The following is a 15,055-nucleotide window of genomic DNA, read 5'->3' on the forward strand; positions in this document are numbered from 1 at the left end:
CGAAATGCAATACTCCGGCAGAGTAACTGAGCGGTTTGCTCAAAAGCGCGTCGACCAGCGCCCGGAGGTTGAGCAGGATGGCCGACTGGAACCGCCTCGACCTGCGGGTCATCCGCGAGCTCGTGGCCAGCCCCCGGGTCGGCGTCACCGAACTGGCCCAGCGCCTCGGCGTCGCCCGCAACACCGCGCACGCCCGGGTCGCCCGGCTGGAGCGGCGCGGCGTCGTCGGCCAGCGCGGCCGCTCGGTCGACTACACCGCTCTCGGCGTCGAGGTGACCGCCTTCGTCACCATCCAGGTCGCCCAGGGCAGGCTCAAGGGCGCCGTGGAGGACCTGGCCGCCCTGCCGTACGTGCTGGAGGCGCACGGCATCGCGGGCGACGGCGACCTGCTCGTCCGGGTGGCCGCGCGCAACACCCGCCACCTGCACGAGGTGATCAACGGCGTGCTCGCCTGCCGGGGCGTCATCCGCAGCACCACGGCCGTCGCCATGACCGAGCAGATCGCCTACCGCGTTGCCCCGCTGCTCGACGACCTGGAGCGGACGTCGCCGGAGCCCGAGTGAGTTTCACGAAAACCCCACACGCGCGCCCGCGCGGCGGGTAACCTCCGCCGCAACAGGGGCGGAAGGGAAGCGGATGGGCGAATTCGTCGACACGGTGCTGCGCTTCCCCGTGGTCGTGTTGACGTTCGCGCTCGTCGTGGTGGTCTGCTTCTGGCTGCTCGTCCTGTTCGGAGCGTCCGATGTGGAGGCGCTGGAGCCGGTCGACGCGCTCGGCCTCGGCGGGGTCCCGGCCACCGTCGCCCTGTCCATCACCATCATCGTCGCCTGGTTCACGAGTCTGGTGGTCACCGTGCTGCTCGATGGGCTCGACCCGACGCTGGTCACCGTGCTCGGGATCGCCGGTCTCGCCATCGCGGTGGTCGTGGGCCTGCTGGTGACGCGCCTGATCCTCATCCCGCTGCGCAAGGTGCTGCCGGACGCCCCGGCCGCGTCCCGCCACGACTTCGTCGGCCTGGTCTGCGTGGTGCGCACCGGGCGGGTCGACACGACCTTCGGCCAGGCCGAGGTCACCGCGGCCGACGGATCGTCGGCCATCGTGCAGGTCCGGATGGCGGGCGAGGACCCGCTGCCCTCGGGCCGCACGGCCGTCATCTACGACTACGACGCCGACGGCGAGTTCTTCTGGATCGCCCCGGTCGATCTCGATTCCACAAGGGACTGATTCATGGAACCGATCTCCATCGGCGCGGGCATCGCCATCGCCGCGCTGCTGCTGCTCGCCGTCGTCGGGCTGTTCGTGGTCAGCAGGCTGTTCCGCAAGGTCGAGCAGGGCAAGGCGCTGATCGTCTCCAAGGTGCGCAAGGTCGACGTGACCTTCACCGGCGCCGTCGTGCTGCCCGTGCTGCACAAGGCCGAGCTGATGGACATCTCGGTCAAGACGATGGAGATCCACCGCGCCGGACGCGACGGGCTGATCTGCCGGGACAACATCCGCGCCGACATCCGCATCACGTTCTTCGTGCGGGTCAACAAGACCGTCGAGGACGTCATCAAGGTCGCCCAGGCGATCGGCACCGCGCGGGCCAGCGACGAGACCACGCTGCAGGCGCTGTTCAACGCCAAGTTCTCCGAGGCGCTCAAGACCGTCGGCAAGCACCTGGACTTCGTCGACCTCTACACCAAGCGCGACGAGTTCCGCGACCAGATCATCCGGGTGATCGGCACCGACCTCAACGGCTACAGCCTCGAGGACGCCGCGATCGACTACCTGGAGCAGACCCCGCTGTCCTCCCTCGACCCGGCCAACATCCTCGACGCGCAGGGCATCCGCAAGATCACCGAGCTGACGGCGATCGAGCACGTGCGGACCAACGAGTACCAGCGCAACGAGGAGAAGGAGATCACCAGGCAGAACGTGGACGCCAAGGAGGCGATCCTCGAACTGCAGCGCCGCCAGGCCGACGCCGAGATCAAGCAGAAGCGCGAGATCGAGACCATGCGCGCCCGCGAGGAGGCCGAGATCGCCAAGGTCCAGGCCGAGGAGCGGCTCAAGGCCAACACCGCGCACCTGCGCACCGACGAGTCGCTGGGCATCCAGACCGAGAACCAGCAGCGCGAGATCGCCGTGGCGGCCAAGAACCGCGAGCGGGTCATCGCCATCGAGTCCGAGCGCATCGAGAAGGACCGGCTGCTGGAGGTCATCGCCCGCGAGCGGGAGACCGAGCTGTCGCGGATCGCGGCCAGCAAGGAGGTCGAGGTCGAGAAGCGCTCGGTCGCCGAGGTGGTCCGCGAGCGCATCGCCGTGGACAAGACCGTCGCCGAGCAGGAGGAGACGATCAAGCGGCTGCGCGCGGTCGAGGAGGCCGAGCGCAAGCGCCAGGCGCTGGTGATCCAGGCCGAGGCCGAGGCGCAGGAGAACCTGGTCAAGGACATCAAGGCCGCCGAGGCCGCCGAGGTGGCCGCCAAGCACCGGGCCCGCGAGGAGCTGACCCTCGCCGAGGCCCGCCAGCAGGCCGCCGAGCTCGACGCCCGGGCCAAGATCCGCCTCGCCGAGGGCGAGCAGGCGCAGGCGGCGGCCGAGGGGCTGGCCGCGGTGCAGGTCCGCGAGCGCGACGCCGCGGCCATCGAGAAGGTCGGCCGGGCCGAGGCCGCCGTCGCCAGGGAGAAGGCGCTGGTCGAGGCCGAGGCGATCAAGGAGAAGCTCAAGGGCGAGGCCGAGGGCCTCACCGACAAGGCGGGCGCGCTGGCCGCGATGGACCAGGTCACCCGCGAGCACGAGGAGTACCGGCTGCGGCTGGAGGCGGAGAAGGAGATCCGGCTGCGCGGCATCGACGTGCACAAGGAGGTCGCCGAGGCGCAGGCCATGGTGCTCGCCGCCGGGCTGGAGAAGGCCGACATCGACATCGTCGGCGGCGACACGATGTTCTTCGACCGGCTCGTCGGCGCGGTCGGCATGGGCAAGGCAGTCGACGGGTTCATGGACCACTCCGACACAGCCCGCACGCTGGCAGGCCCGTGGCTCAACGGCCAGGCCAGCTTCACCGACGACCTCAAGGGCATGCTCGGCGCGTTCTCCAGCGAGGACCTGAAGAACCTGTCGGTGTCGGCGCTGCTGCTCAAGATGATCAACTCCGGCGGTGGGGACGCGGCCAAGCTGCAGGAGCTGCTGGGCCACGCCCAGCGGCTCGGGGTGGCCGACGCGCCGGTGGCGACGCTGGCCGCGCGGTGAGTGCCCCGACCCTGGACGCGGGCACCTACGAGGTCCTGCGGGCCCGGCTCGGCGAGCAGGCCGCCGAGCTGGCCCGCCGGGCCGACGCGCTGAACACCCGGCGGCTGGCGGTCTTCGGCGGCGCGGAGATGCGGCTGGTCGGCACCGACCGCATCCGCACCGAGCACAACTGCGTGCCGCGCGACATCGTGCAGGTCGGCGGGCTGATGCTGTTCGGCTACAACGTGTTCATCGGGCTGAAGCCGGAGACCGCGGTGGCCGACGTGTTCGGCCTGTACCGCTTCGCCCGTGACGGGGACGCGTTCCGGTTCGAGCAGGCAGACCCCGGCGAGCTGCCCGGGCTGCTGGCCGATTCGGGGTTCGCCCGTGACTTCGGCGAGCTGTACCGGTACTACCGCGAGACGCGGCTGCTGCAGCTGCGCAACCTCGACGGGAAGCTGCTGGCGGTGTTCCAGACCGGTCCGCGCACCTCCGACGCGAAGGTGCTGCGCTGGTCGACGAACCCCGTCGCCTACCTGGACAACCGAGGCGAGCGCGACCACGTCTTCCCGCCAGCGCACGACTTCGAGTGGGTGGAGACGACCCGCGAGGACCACGTGCTCGGCCGGTTCCCGCACATCTCGATCCTGGGGAAGGTGTTCGTCGAGACCGTCGGCGGGAACCTGACGGTCAAGGTCGAGGACAACACCGAGACCGGCGAGGGCGTCTACACCGAGCCGGTCGTGGAGAAGCTGCAGAGCCTGGCCGACGCCGACGTGCACTACGCCGAGGTCGGGTCGCTGATCCTGATCCGCGTGCGCCCGTACAACGAGCCGGAGTGGCGCCACCTGGTGTTCAACACCCACACCCGGTCGGTGGTGCGGCTCGACGGGATCGGGCAGGCCTGCCAGCGGCTGCCCGAGGACCAGGGGATCATCTTCCCCGGCGGGTACTACCTGGCCACGGGCGTGCACCGGACGTTCGACACCGACGTGGCCGACCTGGAGTACGAGCGGGTCATCCGCTCCCCCAACGGCGAGGACGTGCTCTACGCCTTCCACGCCCGCGCCGACGGGCGCACGCTGCTGCTGCCGTACAACGTGATCCGCAAGGAGGTCGCCGCGCCGCTGGTCTGCCACGGGTACTCGCTGTTCGAGGACGGCACCCTGGTGGCGTTCCGGGCGACGTCGGAGGAGCCGACGCGGGTCCACCCGATGCAGGTCTGGCAGACGCCGTACCAGTCCGACACCTACGCGGCGGGGCAGCCGGTCGGGTCCGGCCCGCTGGAGCGCGTGGGCAACCCGGACCTGGTGCGCGGCATCTCCGACTGCCTGTCGGTGGCGCGGATGGTCGCGGAGATGGCGCCGTCGGTGCCGGTGTACGAGGCGCTGATCGCCGCGTGCGCCCGGGTGTTCGACCACTACCACTGGCTCGGCGACACCGAGCTGGGCGACCTGCGCGAGCCGCTGACCGCGATGCGGGCCACGGCGGAGCAGGTGCTCGACGAGTTCGAGACCGTGCAGGCGCTGACGTCGCAGGCGGCGGCCGCGCTGGCCGAGGTGTCGGAGTCGGTCGCGTCGCTGGTGCGCACGTCCCGGGGCGAGGCCCCGAAGACCGCCGACGACTGGGTGGCCCAGCTCGCCTCGCTGCGCCGCGCGCAGGGCCGCGTGGTCACCCTGCGGGACCTGCGCTACGTCGACCTCGCGGCCGTGGACGGCCTGGAGGAGTCGCTGACCGGCGAGCTGGCCTCGGCGGGCAGGCGCGCGGTGGAGTTCCTGCGCGGGCCCGACGCGTTCGCCGCCTACCACGAGCAGGTCGACGCGCTGACCGCGCAGGCGGCCGGGCTCGCGACGGTCGCCGAGGCCGAGCCGGTCGCCGAGCGGCTGACCGCGCAGGCCGAGGGGCTGGAGATCGTCACCGAGGTGGTCGGCTCGCTCGACATCGCCGACGCGACCGTGCGCACCGGCATCCTGGAGCGGGTCGGCGAGGTGCTGGCCGGGGTCAACCGGGCCAGGGCCACGCTGCGCTCCCGGCGCGGCGAGCTGCTGGCGCTGGAGGGCCGCGCCGAGTTCGCCGCCGAGTTCGCGCTGCTCGGGCAGGCCATCACCGCCGCCATCGCGGCCGCGGACACCCCCGCGCGCTGCGACGAGCAGCTCGGGCGGCTGATGCTGCAGGTGGAGAACCTGGAGTCGCGCTTCGCCGAGTTCGACGACTTCCTCGCCCAGCTCGTCGACAAGCGCACCGACGTCTACGAGGCGTTCTCCGCGCGCAAACAGGCCCTCATGGACGAGCGGGCGCGCCGCGCGGACCGCCTGGCGGCCTCCGCCGAGCGGGTGCTGGCCTCGGTCCAGCGGCGGCTGGCGGCGCTGTCCTCAGCAGACGAGATCAACGCCTACTTCGCGGGCGACCCGATGATCGCCAAGCTGCGGTCGGTCGCCGACGAGCTGCGCGCGCTGGACGACCAGGTCCGCGCCGAGGAGCTGGAGGGCAGGGTCAAGACGGCCCGCCAGGAGGCCGGGCGGTCGCTGCGGGACCGCCAGGACCTCTACGGCGCCGACGGCGAGACCCTGCGCCTGGGGCGGCACACGTTCGCGGTGAACACCCAGCCGATCGACCTGACGCTGGTGCCGCACGACGACGGCCTCGCGTTCGCGGTCACCGGCACCGACTACCGCTCCCCGGTGCGCTCGCCGGAGTTCGCCGCCACCCGCGAGTTCTGGGACCAGCTGCTGGTGTCGGAGTCCGCCGAGGTCTACCGCGCCGAGCACCTGGCGGCGTCCCTGCTCCACGCCGAGCGCACGGGCCCGCTCGCCGACGTGGTGCGCGCGGCCGCGGAGTCGCGCTACGACGAGGGCTACGAGCGCGGCGTCCACGACCACGACGCCGTGCTGATCCTGGAGGCGCTGCTGCGCCTGCACGCGGGCGCCGGGCTGCTGCGGTACCCGCCCGCCGAGCGCGCCGCGGCGCAGCTGTTCTGGACGTTCGGCGCCGACGACGACGCGCGGGCGCGCTGGGCGGTGCGCGCGTCGTCGCTGGCCAGGGCGCGGGCGGCGTTCGGCAGCGCGCCCGCGCTGGCGCACCTGGTCGCCGCGCTCGCCGAAGTGATGCGCGGCTTCCTCGACCTGCCCGTGGACTTCGACCTCGCCGCGGAGTACCTGGTGGAGGAGCTGGCCGACGGGCCGACCGGGTTCGTCACCGGGGCGTCCGCGCGGTCGCTGGTCGAGCGCTTCCACGCGTCGCTGAGCGCGGAGGACGAGCGCCGCTTCGCCGAGGACGTGCGGGCGCTGACCGACTTCCCGACCCGGCACCAGCTGGTGGCGGCCTGGTACGAGGCGTTCGCCGGGGACGCGCCGGACGTGGCCGAGGCGGTCGCCATCGAGCTGTGCGGCGACCTCGTCACGCGGCACGACTCGTCGGCGGCGCTGTCGGAGCAGGTGACCGGCCTGCTGGGGACGCACCCGAGGATCGCCGACCGGACGCTGACCGTGCGGCTGGACGAGTTCCTGGTGCGGACCTCGCGGTTCCGCGAGAAGCGCATCCCGGCCTACCGGGCGTATCAGAAGACGCGCGCGGCGCTGGTGGAGGCGGAGAAGCGGCGGCTGCGGCTGCCGGAGTTCCGGCCGAAGGTCATGAGCGCGTTCGTCCGCAACCGCCTGCTCGACGAGGTCTACCTGCCGCTGATCGGCGACAACCTGGCCAAGCAGCTGGGCGCGGCGGGCGCGGGCAAGCGGACCGACCAGATGGGCCTGCTGCTGCTCATCTCCCCGCCCGGCTACGGCAAGACGACGCTGATGGAGTACGTCGCCGACCGGCTCGGCCTGGTGTTCGTCAAGGTCAACGGCCCGGCCCTGGGGCACGCGGTCACCTCCATCGACCCGGCCGAGGCGCCCAACGCGACCGCGCGACAGGAGATCGAGAAGATCAACTTCGCGTTGGAGCTGGGCAGCAACGTCCTGCTGTACCTCGACGACATCCAGCACACCAACCCCGAGCTGCTGCAGAAGTTCATCCCGCTGTGCGACGCGCAGCGCCGGATGGAGGGCGTGTGGGACGGCGTCACCCGGACCTACGACCTGCGCGGCAAGCGCTTCGCGGTGTGCATGGCAGGCAACCCGTACACCGAGGCGGGCCAGCGCTTCCGCGTCCCGGACATGCTGGCCAACCGCGCCGACGTGTGGAACCTCGGCGACGTGCTGTCCGGGCGCGAGGAGCTGTTCGCGCTGAGCTACATCGAGAACTCGCTGACCTCGAACCCGGTGCTGGCCCCGCTGTCCACCCGCGACCGCGCCGACATCGGCCTGTTCGTCCGCCTCGCCCGCGGCGACGAGTCCGCCCGCGCCGACCAGCTCGCGCACCCGTACTCCGCGGTCGAGGTCGAGCAGATCGTGTCCGTGCTGCGGAAGCTGCTGCGCGTGCAGGAGGTCGTGCTGGCGAACAACAAGGCGTACATCGCCTCCGCCGCCCAGTCGGACGCGGCGCGCACCGAGCCGCCGTTCGGCCTGCAGGGCTCCTACCGCAACATGAACAAGCTCGCCGAGCGGATCGTCCCGGTCATGAACGACGCCGAGCTGGAGGCCGTCATCGACGACCACTACCTCGGCGAGGCGCAGACGCTGGCCGCGGGCGCGGAGGCCAACCTGCTGAAACTGGCCGAGCTCCGCGGCCGCCTCGACCCGGCGTCGGCCGCCCGCTGGGCCGACGTCAAGGCCGCCTACCTGCGCACCCAGGCCCTCGGCGGCGCCGACGACGACCCGATGACCCGCGCCGTCGGCGCCATGGGCCTGCTCGCCGACCGCGTGGGCGCCATCGAGGCCGCCATCACCCGCGCGAGTCGGCGGGAGCCATGAACTCCAACCGGTTCCCGACGCCGTCGGTGGTGTAGAAGCGGCGGAACCCGGGGAAGCCGTCGTCCCACTCGACGGCGACCCCGGCCGCCGCCAGCCGCGCCGCCACGGCGTCCACATCGGACACGAGGATGCCGGGGTGGGCCTTGCGCGCTGGCCGGAAGTCCGCCTCGACGCCGAGGTGGATCTCCAGCCGGTCCAGCCGCACCCACAGCCCGCCCCGCGCCGCCAGCGCGGGCGGCTTCGCCACCTCGCGCATCCCCAGCACGCCGACGTAGAAGGCGCGGCACTCGTCCTCCGCGCCCGGTGGGATCGCCAACTGCACGTGGTGCAGTCCGAACTCGACCCGCTCGTCCACGTCAGTACCTCGGCGGGTAGGGCATGGGGGCCGGGTAGGCGGGGAAGCGGGGCTTCGAGCGGGTCCAGGCGAAGGTCGGCGGCAGCAGGGACATGACCAGCGTGACCAGCGCGAGGACCAGGCCGACGAGCGTCAGCACGTGCAGGTAGAAGCCCGACAGGATGAGGTACATCAGCTGCAGGGCCAGCAGCAGGAACGCGCCGATGGCGGTCAGGATGGGCCCGGCGACCGCCCTCGCGAAGATCACGATCGCGCCGATCAGCAGGAGCAGCGCGGCCAGCGGGAGCACGACGACCGGGATCATGTGGATGCCGACCAGGCAGGCGATGCCGCAGCCCTCCAGCAGCCACCAGACCTGCATGTAGATGTTGTAACCGCAGTAGACCAGCAACAACAGGGCGAAGACGCCCGCGGTGACGGCCGCGCCGCCGCTGGGCGACCGCGGCGGCATCGGCGGCGGCCACGCGCCGGGGGGCTGCGGGTAGTAGGTCACGGCGGTCATTGTGCACGGGAGCGCGCCCGCGCCGGACCCGAACGGGTGGATCAGACGCGGTGGTCCAGCAGCCAGGACATGTCCCGGGTCGGCAGCATCCGGATGGCCAGCGGCAGCAGCAGGCGGCCGAAGACGCCGGGCGCCTTGGCGTCGCCGTTGCGCTTGCCCATGCGCACGACCTTCTCCACCCGGGGGCGGCGCAGTCGCTCGTACTCGGCGAACGCGGTGGGCCGGTCCGACCGCAGGCAGCGGGCGAGGGTGACCGCGTCCTCGACGGCCATCGACGCGCCCTGGCCCGCCGCGGGCGAGGTCGCGTGCGCGGCGTCGCCCACGATGATCATCCGGTCCCGGTGCCAGGTCGGGACGGTGGGGAAGTCGTAGGTGGGGTACGGCGCGACGATGTCGGCGGTGGCGTCGATCAGGGCCTGCGCCGGGAGGTCGTCGCCCGCGTAGACCTCGCGCAGCCGCCCGCGCCAGTCGGTGATCGCGGCGAGGTCGGCGCGGGTGGGCTCGGTCCTGCTGGGCACGTTGGCGAACCACCAGACCGAGCCGTCGGGGTGCGGGAGGTAGGCGAAGAACGCCCGCCTGCCGAATCCCATGTAGGCGGTCCCCGGCTCGCCGGGCACGCGCACGCCGCGGGCGTAGCCGCCGGTGTTGAGCAGCGGGACGTAGCGCGGGGCGGGCGCGGCCGGATCGATGACCGTGCGCACGGTCGAGCGCAGGCCGTCCGCGCCGATGAGGAGGTCTCCGGTGGCCGTCGTGCCGTCGGCGAAGCGGGCCGTGACGCCCCTGGCGTCGGATTCGGCGGCGGTCATGCGCTTGCCGTACTCGACCGGGATGCCCTGGCGCCGCACCTCCTCGCGCAGCACCCGGTAAAGCGCGGCGCGGGTGATGGTGACCGTGCTCGGGACGGCCGGATCGGTGCTGGACATCGGGAACCAGCCCAGCTCGCGCGCGCCGAGGCTCAGCCGCATGCGCGGGGTGACGAAGCCCGCGGCGGCCACCGGCTCGGCGAGGCCGAGCGTTTCCAGGGCCGACAGGCCGTTGCTCGCCAGGGTGAGGAACGCGCCCACGCCGTCGGCGGACTCGTCGTACGCCTCGTGGACCACCGGGTCGAAGCCCGCCTGCCGCAGGGCCAGCGCGGTCACCGGTCCGGCGATGCCGCCGCCGATGACGAGGATTCGCTTAGTCATGACATCACTATACATAAAATGACTAGGCCGTCGAGGCCGTTAAGGTCCTCGGTATGGGAAGGTCGCGCTCGCCGCTGGCGCTCGTGCTGCTGGTGCTGCTCGCCGAGGAGCCCGCGCACCCGTACCGGATGCACGAGCTGATCCGCGCCCGCGGCAAGGACCGGGTGGCCAACGTGGCCTCGCGCAACAGCGTCTACCAGGCCGTCGAGCGGCTGGAGCGGCTCGGGCTGATCGCGGTGCGCGGCGTCGACCGGGACGCCGGGCGCCCGGAGCGCACCGTCTACGAGCTGACCCCCGACGGCACCGCCACGATGCTCGACTGGCTGCGCGGCATGCTGTCCGAGCCCGCCGTCGAGTACCCGGAGTTCCCTGCCGCCCTGGCCTCGCTGCTGATCCTGCCGCCCGCCGAGGTCGCCGACCTGCTCGACCGGCGCGCCGACGCCGTGGAGAGCGCGCTCGACGCGGCGAAGGCCGAAGTGGACGGTCTGGGCCTCGCCCGGCCGTTCCTGCTGGAGGAGGAGTACGCCCAGACCGTGGGCCGCGCCGAGGTCGCCTGGCTGCGCGGCGTCGTCGCCGACCTGCGCTCCGGAGTGCTCACCTGGCCTGCCGACTGGACCTAGAGGAGCGTGGCGAGCATGGCCGCCATCCCGGCCGACATCGCCAGCTGCGCCCACGCCGCCCGGCGCCCGCACGTCAGGATGTCCCGCGCGCACGGGGTCCGCAGCGCGGCGCGCAGCAGCGGCAGCGCCGTCACGACCAGGGCCGCGATCAGCGCCCAGCCCAGCAGCGGGAGCGCCGCGCGGCCGGTGTGCGGGCCCGGCGTCCACGCGGCGGCCATCGCCGAGGGCGAGTGCGGCACGGCCGTCAGCATGTAGACCATCGCCGCGGCGCCCAGCGCGTGGTGCAGGGCGGACCCGTGCCAGCCGACCCGGTCGACCGGGTGCCGCAGCCGGTAGGCCCACGCGCCGAGGAACCACGCGGTGATCAGCACGAACGCGGTCTGCCACGCGGCCATCGGCAGCGGTCCGCCGACGGGGGACGCCATCACCGCCATCCCGACGCCCATGAGCACGTGGGCGACGTCGACCGCGCGGTGGCAGCCCGGGTAGCCGGGCCGCGACGCCGCCGCGACCAGCCGCGCGACGCCGTAGCCGCCGACGGCCAGGAAGCCCGCGACGCCGGTCCAGGCCAGGATCAGCACACCGGAACTGTCCCAGCGCGCCAGGGTGACGCGCCAGAGCGCGACGAGGCGATCGCGCAGCGCAGCGGCGTCACGCACGGTGGCGGCGGGACCCGGCGAGGGGCTAGGTTCACCGGGTGAAGGTCCTGGCATAACGGGCGGATAACGCCAGGGGGAAGCGGGCGTCGTGCGGGTGATCGTGCTGTTGACTGGGACCCCGTGGGAGCACCCGTGGTGACCGAGGCCCCGCCCGAGGGGGCGCGGTCCGCCGGGCTGCGCTCCGTGACGAGGACGGCGACCACCACGCCGGGCAGGCTGTCGGTCGCCGCCGTCGGGCTGGTCCTGCTCACCGCGGTCACCGGGCTGTTCGCCGCGCTCACCCTGCAGGACAAGAAGGACACCCTCGACGACCTCGTCAGCCACCGCGAGCCGCTGGCCGCCGCGGCGCAGCTGATCTTCCGGTCGCTGTCGGACGCCGACGCGACCGCGGCGAGCGCCTTCCTCTCCGGTGGAGCCGAACCCGACGAGCTGCGCGCCCGCTACGAGTTCGACATCGCCCAGGCGGGCGCCGCGCTGGGCAAGGCGTCCTCCGACGTCGGCGCGGACTCCATGGCCGCCCAGCAGGTCGACATCCTGTCCCGCCAGCTGCCCGTCTACACCGGCCTGGTCGAGACCGCGCGGACCAACAAACGGCAGGGCTTCCCCGCGGGCGCGGCGTACCTGCGCGAGGCGTCCGGCCTGATGCGCTCGCAGATCCTGCCCGCTGCCGAGAAGCTCTACGAGATCAACTACCAGCGGCTCACCAGCGAGCAGGAGGACGCGCGGTCGTTCCCGTGGATCACCGCACTGCTCACCCTCGCCCTGATCGCCGCGCTCGTCGTCACCCAGCTGTGGCTGACCCGCAAGACCAACCGGCTGATCAACATCGGGCTCGCCGCGGCCACGGCGGCGGTCGCGCTGGCGCTGATCTGGGGCACGGTCGCGCTGCTGGTGGAGTCGACGTACGTGCGCGGCGCCGAGCGCGACGGCTCCCAGCAGGTGGACCTGCTCGTGCAGGCCAGGATCAACTCGCTCAAGTGCCGCGCCGACGAGACGCTGACGCTGGTCGCCCGCGGCGACGGCGCTGCCTACGAGAAGGAGTGGGCCGAGCTGGCCCCGACGCTGGCGGGCGAGGGCAACCTGCTCAGCCGCGCCGCGGCCGCCGCGCCGACCCCCGAGCTGGCCGCCCCGATCACCGAGGCGGTCGCGAACGCCGAGGCGTGGGTGGCCGCGCACGGCAAGATCCGCGAGCTGGACGGCACCGGCCAGTACCAGGAGGCCGTCGCGATGGCGATCGGCGACGCCCCGGACAGCGCGGCGGTCGCGTTCGCCGCGCTCGACCGCAACCTGATCGCCGCGCTGGACGCCGGGCGCGGCGAGTTCGTCGCCCAGACCAGCCGCGCGGCCAACGCCCTGACCGGCCTGGTCCCGGGCGTCGTCGTGCTCGCCATGGTGGCGGGCGTCGGCGCCACCCTGGGCATCCGGGCCCGACTGCGGGAGTACCGATGAGGCGCGTCGCGGCGGCCGTTGCCGCCCTGGTCATGGTCAGCGGCTGTGCGACCGCGGGCACACCCGTCAACCTGGCCACGGTCACCGCGGGCGACCGGCCGCTGCCGGTCGGGGTCGAGGTCAACCCGCCCGCGACCACCGGGGCGGCGCAGCCGTCGGACTGCGACCCGACCGCCAGCCTGCGCCCCGGCGCGCTGCCGCCCCCTCGGCAGATGCCGTCGGGGTCGACCATGCAGAAGATCCTCCAGCGCGGCAGGCTCATCGCGGGCGTCGACCAGAACACCTACCTGTTCGGCTTCCGCGACCCGACGACGAACGCCCTCGAGGGCTTCGACATCGACCGGGCCAGGGAGATCGCCGCTGCCATCTTCGGCGACCCGAACAAGGTGCAGTTCCGCGTCCTGACCTCCGCCCAGCGCATCGACGCCCTGAAGAACGGCGACGTCGACGTCGTCGTCCGCACGATGACCGCGACCTGCGCGCGCTGGGACGAGATCAACTTCTCGGCGATCTACTACGTGGCCGCCCAGCGGCTGCTGGTGGACAAGTCCTCGGAGATCAGCGACATCGACCAGCTCGGCGGCCAGCGGGTGTGCGCGGCGAAGGGCTCGACGTCGCTGGCCAGGATGCGCGAGTTCCCGTCGCCGCCGGAGCTGGTCGCGGTGGACAACTGGAGCGACTGCCTGGTGCTGATGCAGCAGGGCCAGGTCGTCGGCGTGTCCACGGACGACACCATTCTGGCCGGGATGGTCGCCCAGGACCCCAACCTGAAGATGGTGGGCCCGCGCATCCACGAGGAGCCGTACGGCATCGGCATCCCCAAGGAGAACGTGGACATGGTCCGCTTCGTCAACGCGGTGCTGACCAAGTCCATCAGCAGCGGCGCGTGGCAGGCGAGCTGGAACCGCTGGCTCGCCCAAGCAGGCGGCCGAGCCACCCCCCCGACGCTGAGGTACCGCGACTGATGAACCAGTGGACCCCGCCGGGGGAACCCGAGGACCAGCGGTGGACCCCACCGCCCACCCAGTCGCAGCCCGAGCGCCCACCCGCGCCCCCCGGGAGCCACCCGCCCGCCTCCCCCCACCGCCCAGGCGCCCAGCCGCCACGCCACCCCGGCCCTCCGACGGGTGCGCCGGGTGCGCAGCACCCGGGGCAGCAGGGACCGCAGCAGTCAGGTCCGGGGCAGTCGGGTCCGGGGCAGTCGGGGCCGGGGCAGCCGGGCTCGGGGCAGCCGGGAACTCAGCAGTCCGGTCCGCAGCAGCCCGCGTCCGGGCAGTCGGGACCGGGGCAGTCAGGACCGGGGCAGTCAGGACCGCAGCAACCGGGGCCAGGGCAGCCGGGACCGCAGCAATCGGGACAGCAGCAATCGGGACCTGGGCAGGCTGGACCGCAGCAGTCCGGTCCGCAGCAGCCGGGAGGGCATCAGTCCGGGGCGCAGCAGTCGGGCGCGCGGCGGCCTGGTGAGCAGTCCCAGCCCGGCATGCCGCACCCGGGGTCAGGGCAGCATCGGCCCGGCCCAGGGCAGTCGGGCTCCACCCCGCACCCAGGCCAGCCCGGCTCGGGCGGTCGGCCGGGCCAGACGGGCTCGACCGGCCACCCCGGCCCAGGAGCACGCCCGGCCGGACCCGGCCACCCAGGCCACGGCCAGCCCGGAACATCGAGTCATCCCGCGCCAGGACACAGTGGACACCCCGCGTCGGGCCAGCCCGGTGCCCCCGGCCACCACGGGCCTGCGCAGGCCGGACATTCGGCGCCGGGGCAGCCCGGTGCCGCTGGCTTCCCTGGCCCTGGCACGGGTTCGGCAGGCCACCCGGGCCCCGGCACCGCCAGCCACCCCGGCCCAGGGACGGGAACGGCTAGCCACCCGGGCCCTGGCACGGGTTCCGCCAGCCACCCTGGCCAAGGAGCCGGTATCGCTGGCCGCTCCGGCCAAGGGGCCGGTGCCGCTGGTCACCCCGGCCAAGGAGCGGATACCGCGAGCCACCCCGGTCCGGGCTCGGGGTCTGCCAACCACCCCGGCCAGCCGGGGTCCGCCGGTCATCCCGGCCCGGCCCAGCACGCCGGGCGGACCGGGTCCGCTGGTCACCCCGGTGCCCCCGGGCACCCCGGTCCTGGGCAATCCGGTCCCGGGCAGCCCGGTCCTGGGCAGCCCGGTGGGTGGGCGCACGGGCAGCGGCCGCAGGTCGCGCCGCAGCGGCAGACGGCGCCGCCTGCGTTGGCGGCGAATGA

Annotated in this window: 12 protein-coding genes; 7 read left to right on the top strand and 5 right to left on the bottom strand. The window is 73.2% G+C overall.

The genetic code is table 11. The annotated features are described in order from the left end of the window. Positions 1-77 precede the first annotated feature (77 nt). The 4 genes from IEY98_RS06245 to IEY98_RS06260 all read left to right on the top strand — a co-directional run bounded on the left by IEY98_RS06245 (position 78) and on the right by IEY98_RS06260 (position 8,057). Positions 78-563, top strand: coding sequence for an Lrp/AsnC family transcriptional regulator (locus tag IEY98_RS06245; RefSeq protein ID WP_189209275.1), 486 nt, complete (start codon positions 78-80; stop codon positions 561-563). A gap of 73 nt (positions 564-636) precedes the next feature. After that, positions 637-1,224 carry a hypothetical protein gene (locus tag IEY98_RS06250; RefSeq protein WP_189209276.1) on the top strand — a complete coding sequence of 196 codons (588 nt, stop codon included), beginning with the start codon at positions 637-639 and terminating at the stop codon, positions 1,222-1,224. 3 nt (positions 1,225-1,227) lie between these two features. Continuing rightward, positions 1,228-3,231, top strand: coding sequence for an SPFH domain-containing protein (locus IEY98_RS06255; protein ID WP_189209277.1), 2,004 nt, complete (start codon positions 1,228-1,230; stop codon positions 3,229-3,231). Beyond that, positions 3,228-8,057: a DNA repair ATPase gene (locus IEY98_RS06260; protein ID WP_189209278.1), complete on the top strand. Its 4,830-nt coding sequence runs from the start codon at positions 3,228-3,230 to the stop codon at positions 8,055-8,057. Before IEY98_RS06255 ends, IEY98_RS06260 begins: the two co-directional genes overlap by 4 nt. Here the strand turns inward: IEY98_RS06260 and IEY98_RS06265 are convergent. The 3 genes from IEY98_RS06265 to IEY98_RS06275 are packed head-to-tail and all read right to left on the bottom strand — an operon-like array spanning position 8,029 to position 10,098. Beyond that, positions 8,029-8,412, bottom strand: coding sequence for a VOC family protein (locus IEY98_RS06265; RefSeq protein WP_189209279.1), 384 nt, complete (start codon positions 8,410-8,412; stop codon positions 8,029-8,031). The genes IEY98_RS06260 and IEY98_RS06265 overlap by 29 nt on opposite strands. Position 8,413: 1 nt before the next feature. Next, positions 8,414-8,905 carry a hypothetical protein gene (locus IEY98_RS06270; RefSeq protein ID WP_189209280.1) on the bottom strand — a complete coding sequence of 164 codons (492 nt, stop codon included), beginning with the start codon at positions 8,903-8,905 and terminating at the stop codon, positions 8,414-8,416. 50 nt (positions 8,906-8,955) lie between these two features. Then, on the bottom strand, positions 8,956-10,098 hold the full coding sequence (locus tag IEY98_RS06275; RefSeq protein WP_189209281.1) for an FAD-dependent oxidoreductase: 1,143 nt from the start codon (positions 10,096-10,098) through the stop codon (positions 8,956-8,958). 53 nt (positions 10,099-10,151) lie between these two features. Here IEY98_RS06275 and IEY98_RS06280 point away from each other — a divergent pair, with 53 nt between their 5' ends. Then, positions 10,152-10,718, top strand: coding sequence for a PadR family transcriptional regulator (locus tag IEY98_RS06280; RefSeq protein ID WP_189209282.1), 567 nt, complete (start codon positions 10,152-10,154; stop codon positions 10,716-10,718). Here IEY98_RS06280 and IEY98_RS06285 read toward each other — a convergent pair. Next, the gene (locus tag IEY98_RS06285) at positions 10,715-11,377 is read right to left on the bottom strand and encodes a DUF5134 domain-containing protein (protein WP_189209283.1); all 663 of its coding nucleotides are present in this window, start codon (positions 11,375-11,377) and stop codon (positions 10,715-10,717) included. The genes IEY98_RS06280 and IEY98_RS06285 overlap by 4 nt on opposite strands. 120 nt (positions 11,378-11,497) lie before the next feature. On the opposite strand from IEY98_RS06285, the gene IEY98_RS06290 reads away from it, so the two are divergent. Both IEY98_RS06290 and IEY98_RS06295 read left to right on the top strand, forming a co-directional pair. Next, the gene (locus IEY98_RS06290) at positions 11,498-12,826 is read left to right on the top strand and encodes a GlnX family signal transduction membrane protein (protein ID WP_229786633.1); all 1,329 of its coding nucleotides are present in this window, start codon (positions 11,498-11,500) and stop codon (positions 12,824-12,826) included. Further along, positions 12,823-13,791, top strand: a complete 969-nt coding sequence (locus IEY98_RS06295; RefSeq protein WP_189209284.1) for a glutamate ABC transporter substrate-binding protein — start codon at positions 12,823-12,825, stop codon at positions 13,789-13,791. The genes IEY98_RS06290 and IEY98_RS06295 overlap by 4 nt, the downstream gene beginning before the upstream one ends. 341 nt (positions 13,792-14,132) lie before the next feature. Here IEY98_RS06295 and IEY98_RS06300 read toward each other — a convergent pair whose 3' ends face one another. Further along, a complete protein-coding gene (locus tag IEY98_RS06300; RefSeq protein ID WP_189209285.1) occupies positions 14,133-14,315 on the bottom strand; it encodes a hypothetical protein in 183 nt (60 codons plus the stop codon). Positions 14,316-15,055 lie beyond the last annotated feature (740 nt).

This window comes from Actinokineospora fastidiosa (assembly GCF_014648415.1).
Lineage (GTDB): Bacteria > Actinomycetota > Actinomycetes > Mycobacteriales > Pseudonocardiaceae > Actinokineospora > Actinokineospora fastidiosa.

What these genes read in the sequence shown, in the direction of transcription:
- IEY98_RS06275 (WP_189209281.1), bottom strand. Translation starts at nt 10,098, where the DNA reads ATGACTAAGCGAATCCTCGTCATCGGCGGCGGCATCGCCGGACCGGTG.
- IEY98_RS06250 (WP_189209276.1), top strand. Translation starts at nt 637, where the DNA reads ATGGGCGAATTCGTCGACACGGTGCTGCGCTTCCCCGTGGTCGTGTTG.
- IEY98_RS06255 (WP_189209277.1), top strand. Translation starts at nt 1,228, where the DNA reads ATGGAACCGATCTCCATCGGCGCGGGCATCGCCATCGCCGCGCTGCTG.
- IEY98_RS06295 (WP_189209284.1), top strand. Translation starts at nt 12,823, where the DNA reads ATGAGGCGCGTCGCGGCGGCCGTTGCCGCCCTGGTCATGGTCAGCGGC.
- IEY98_RS06280 (WP_189209282.1), top strand. Translation starts at nt 10,152, where the DNA reads ATGGGAAGGTCGCGCTCGCCGCTGGCGCTCGTGCTGCTGGTGCTGCTC.
- IEY98_RS06245 (WP_189209275.1), top strand. Translation starts at nt 78, where the DNA reads ATGGCCGACTGGAACCGCCTCGACCTGCGGGTCATCCGCGAGCTCGTG.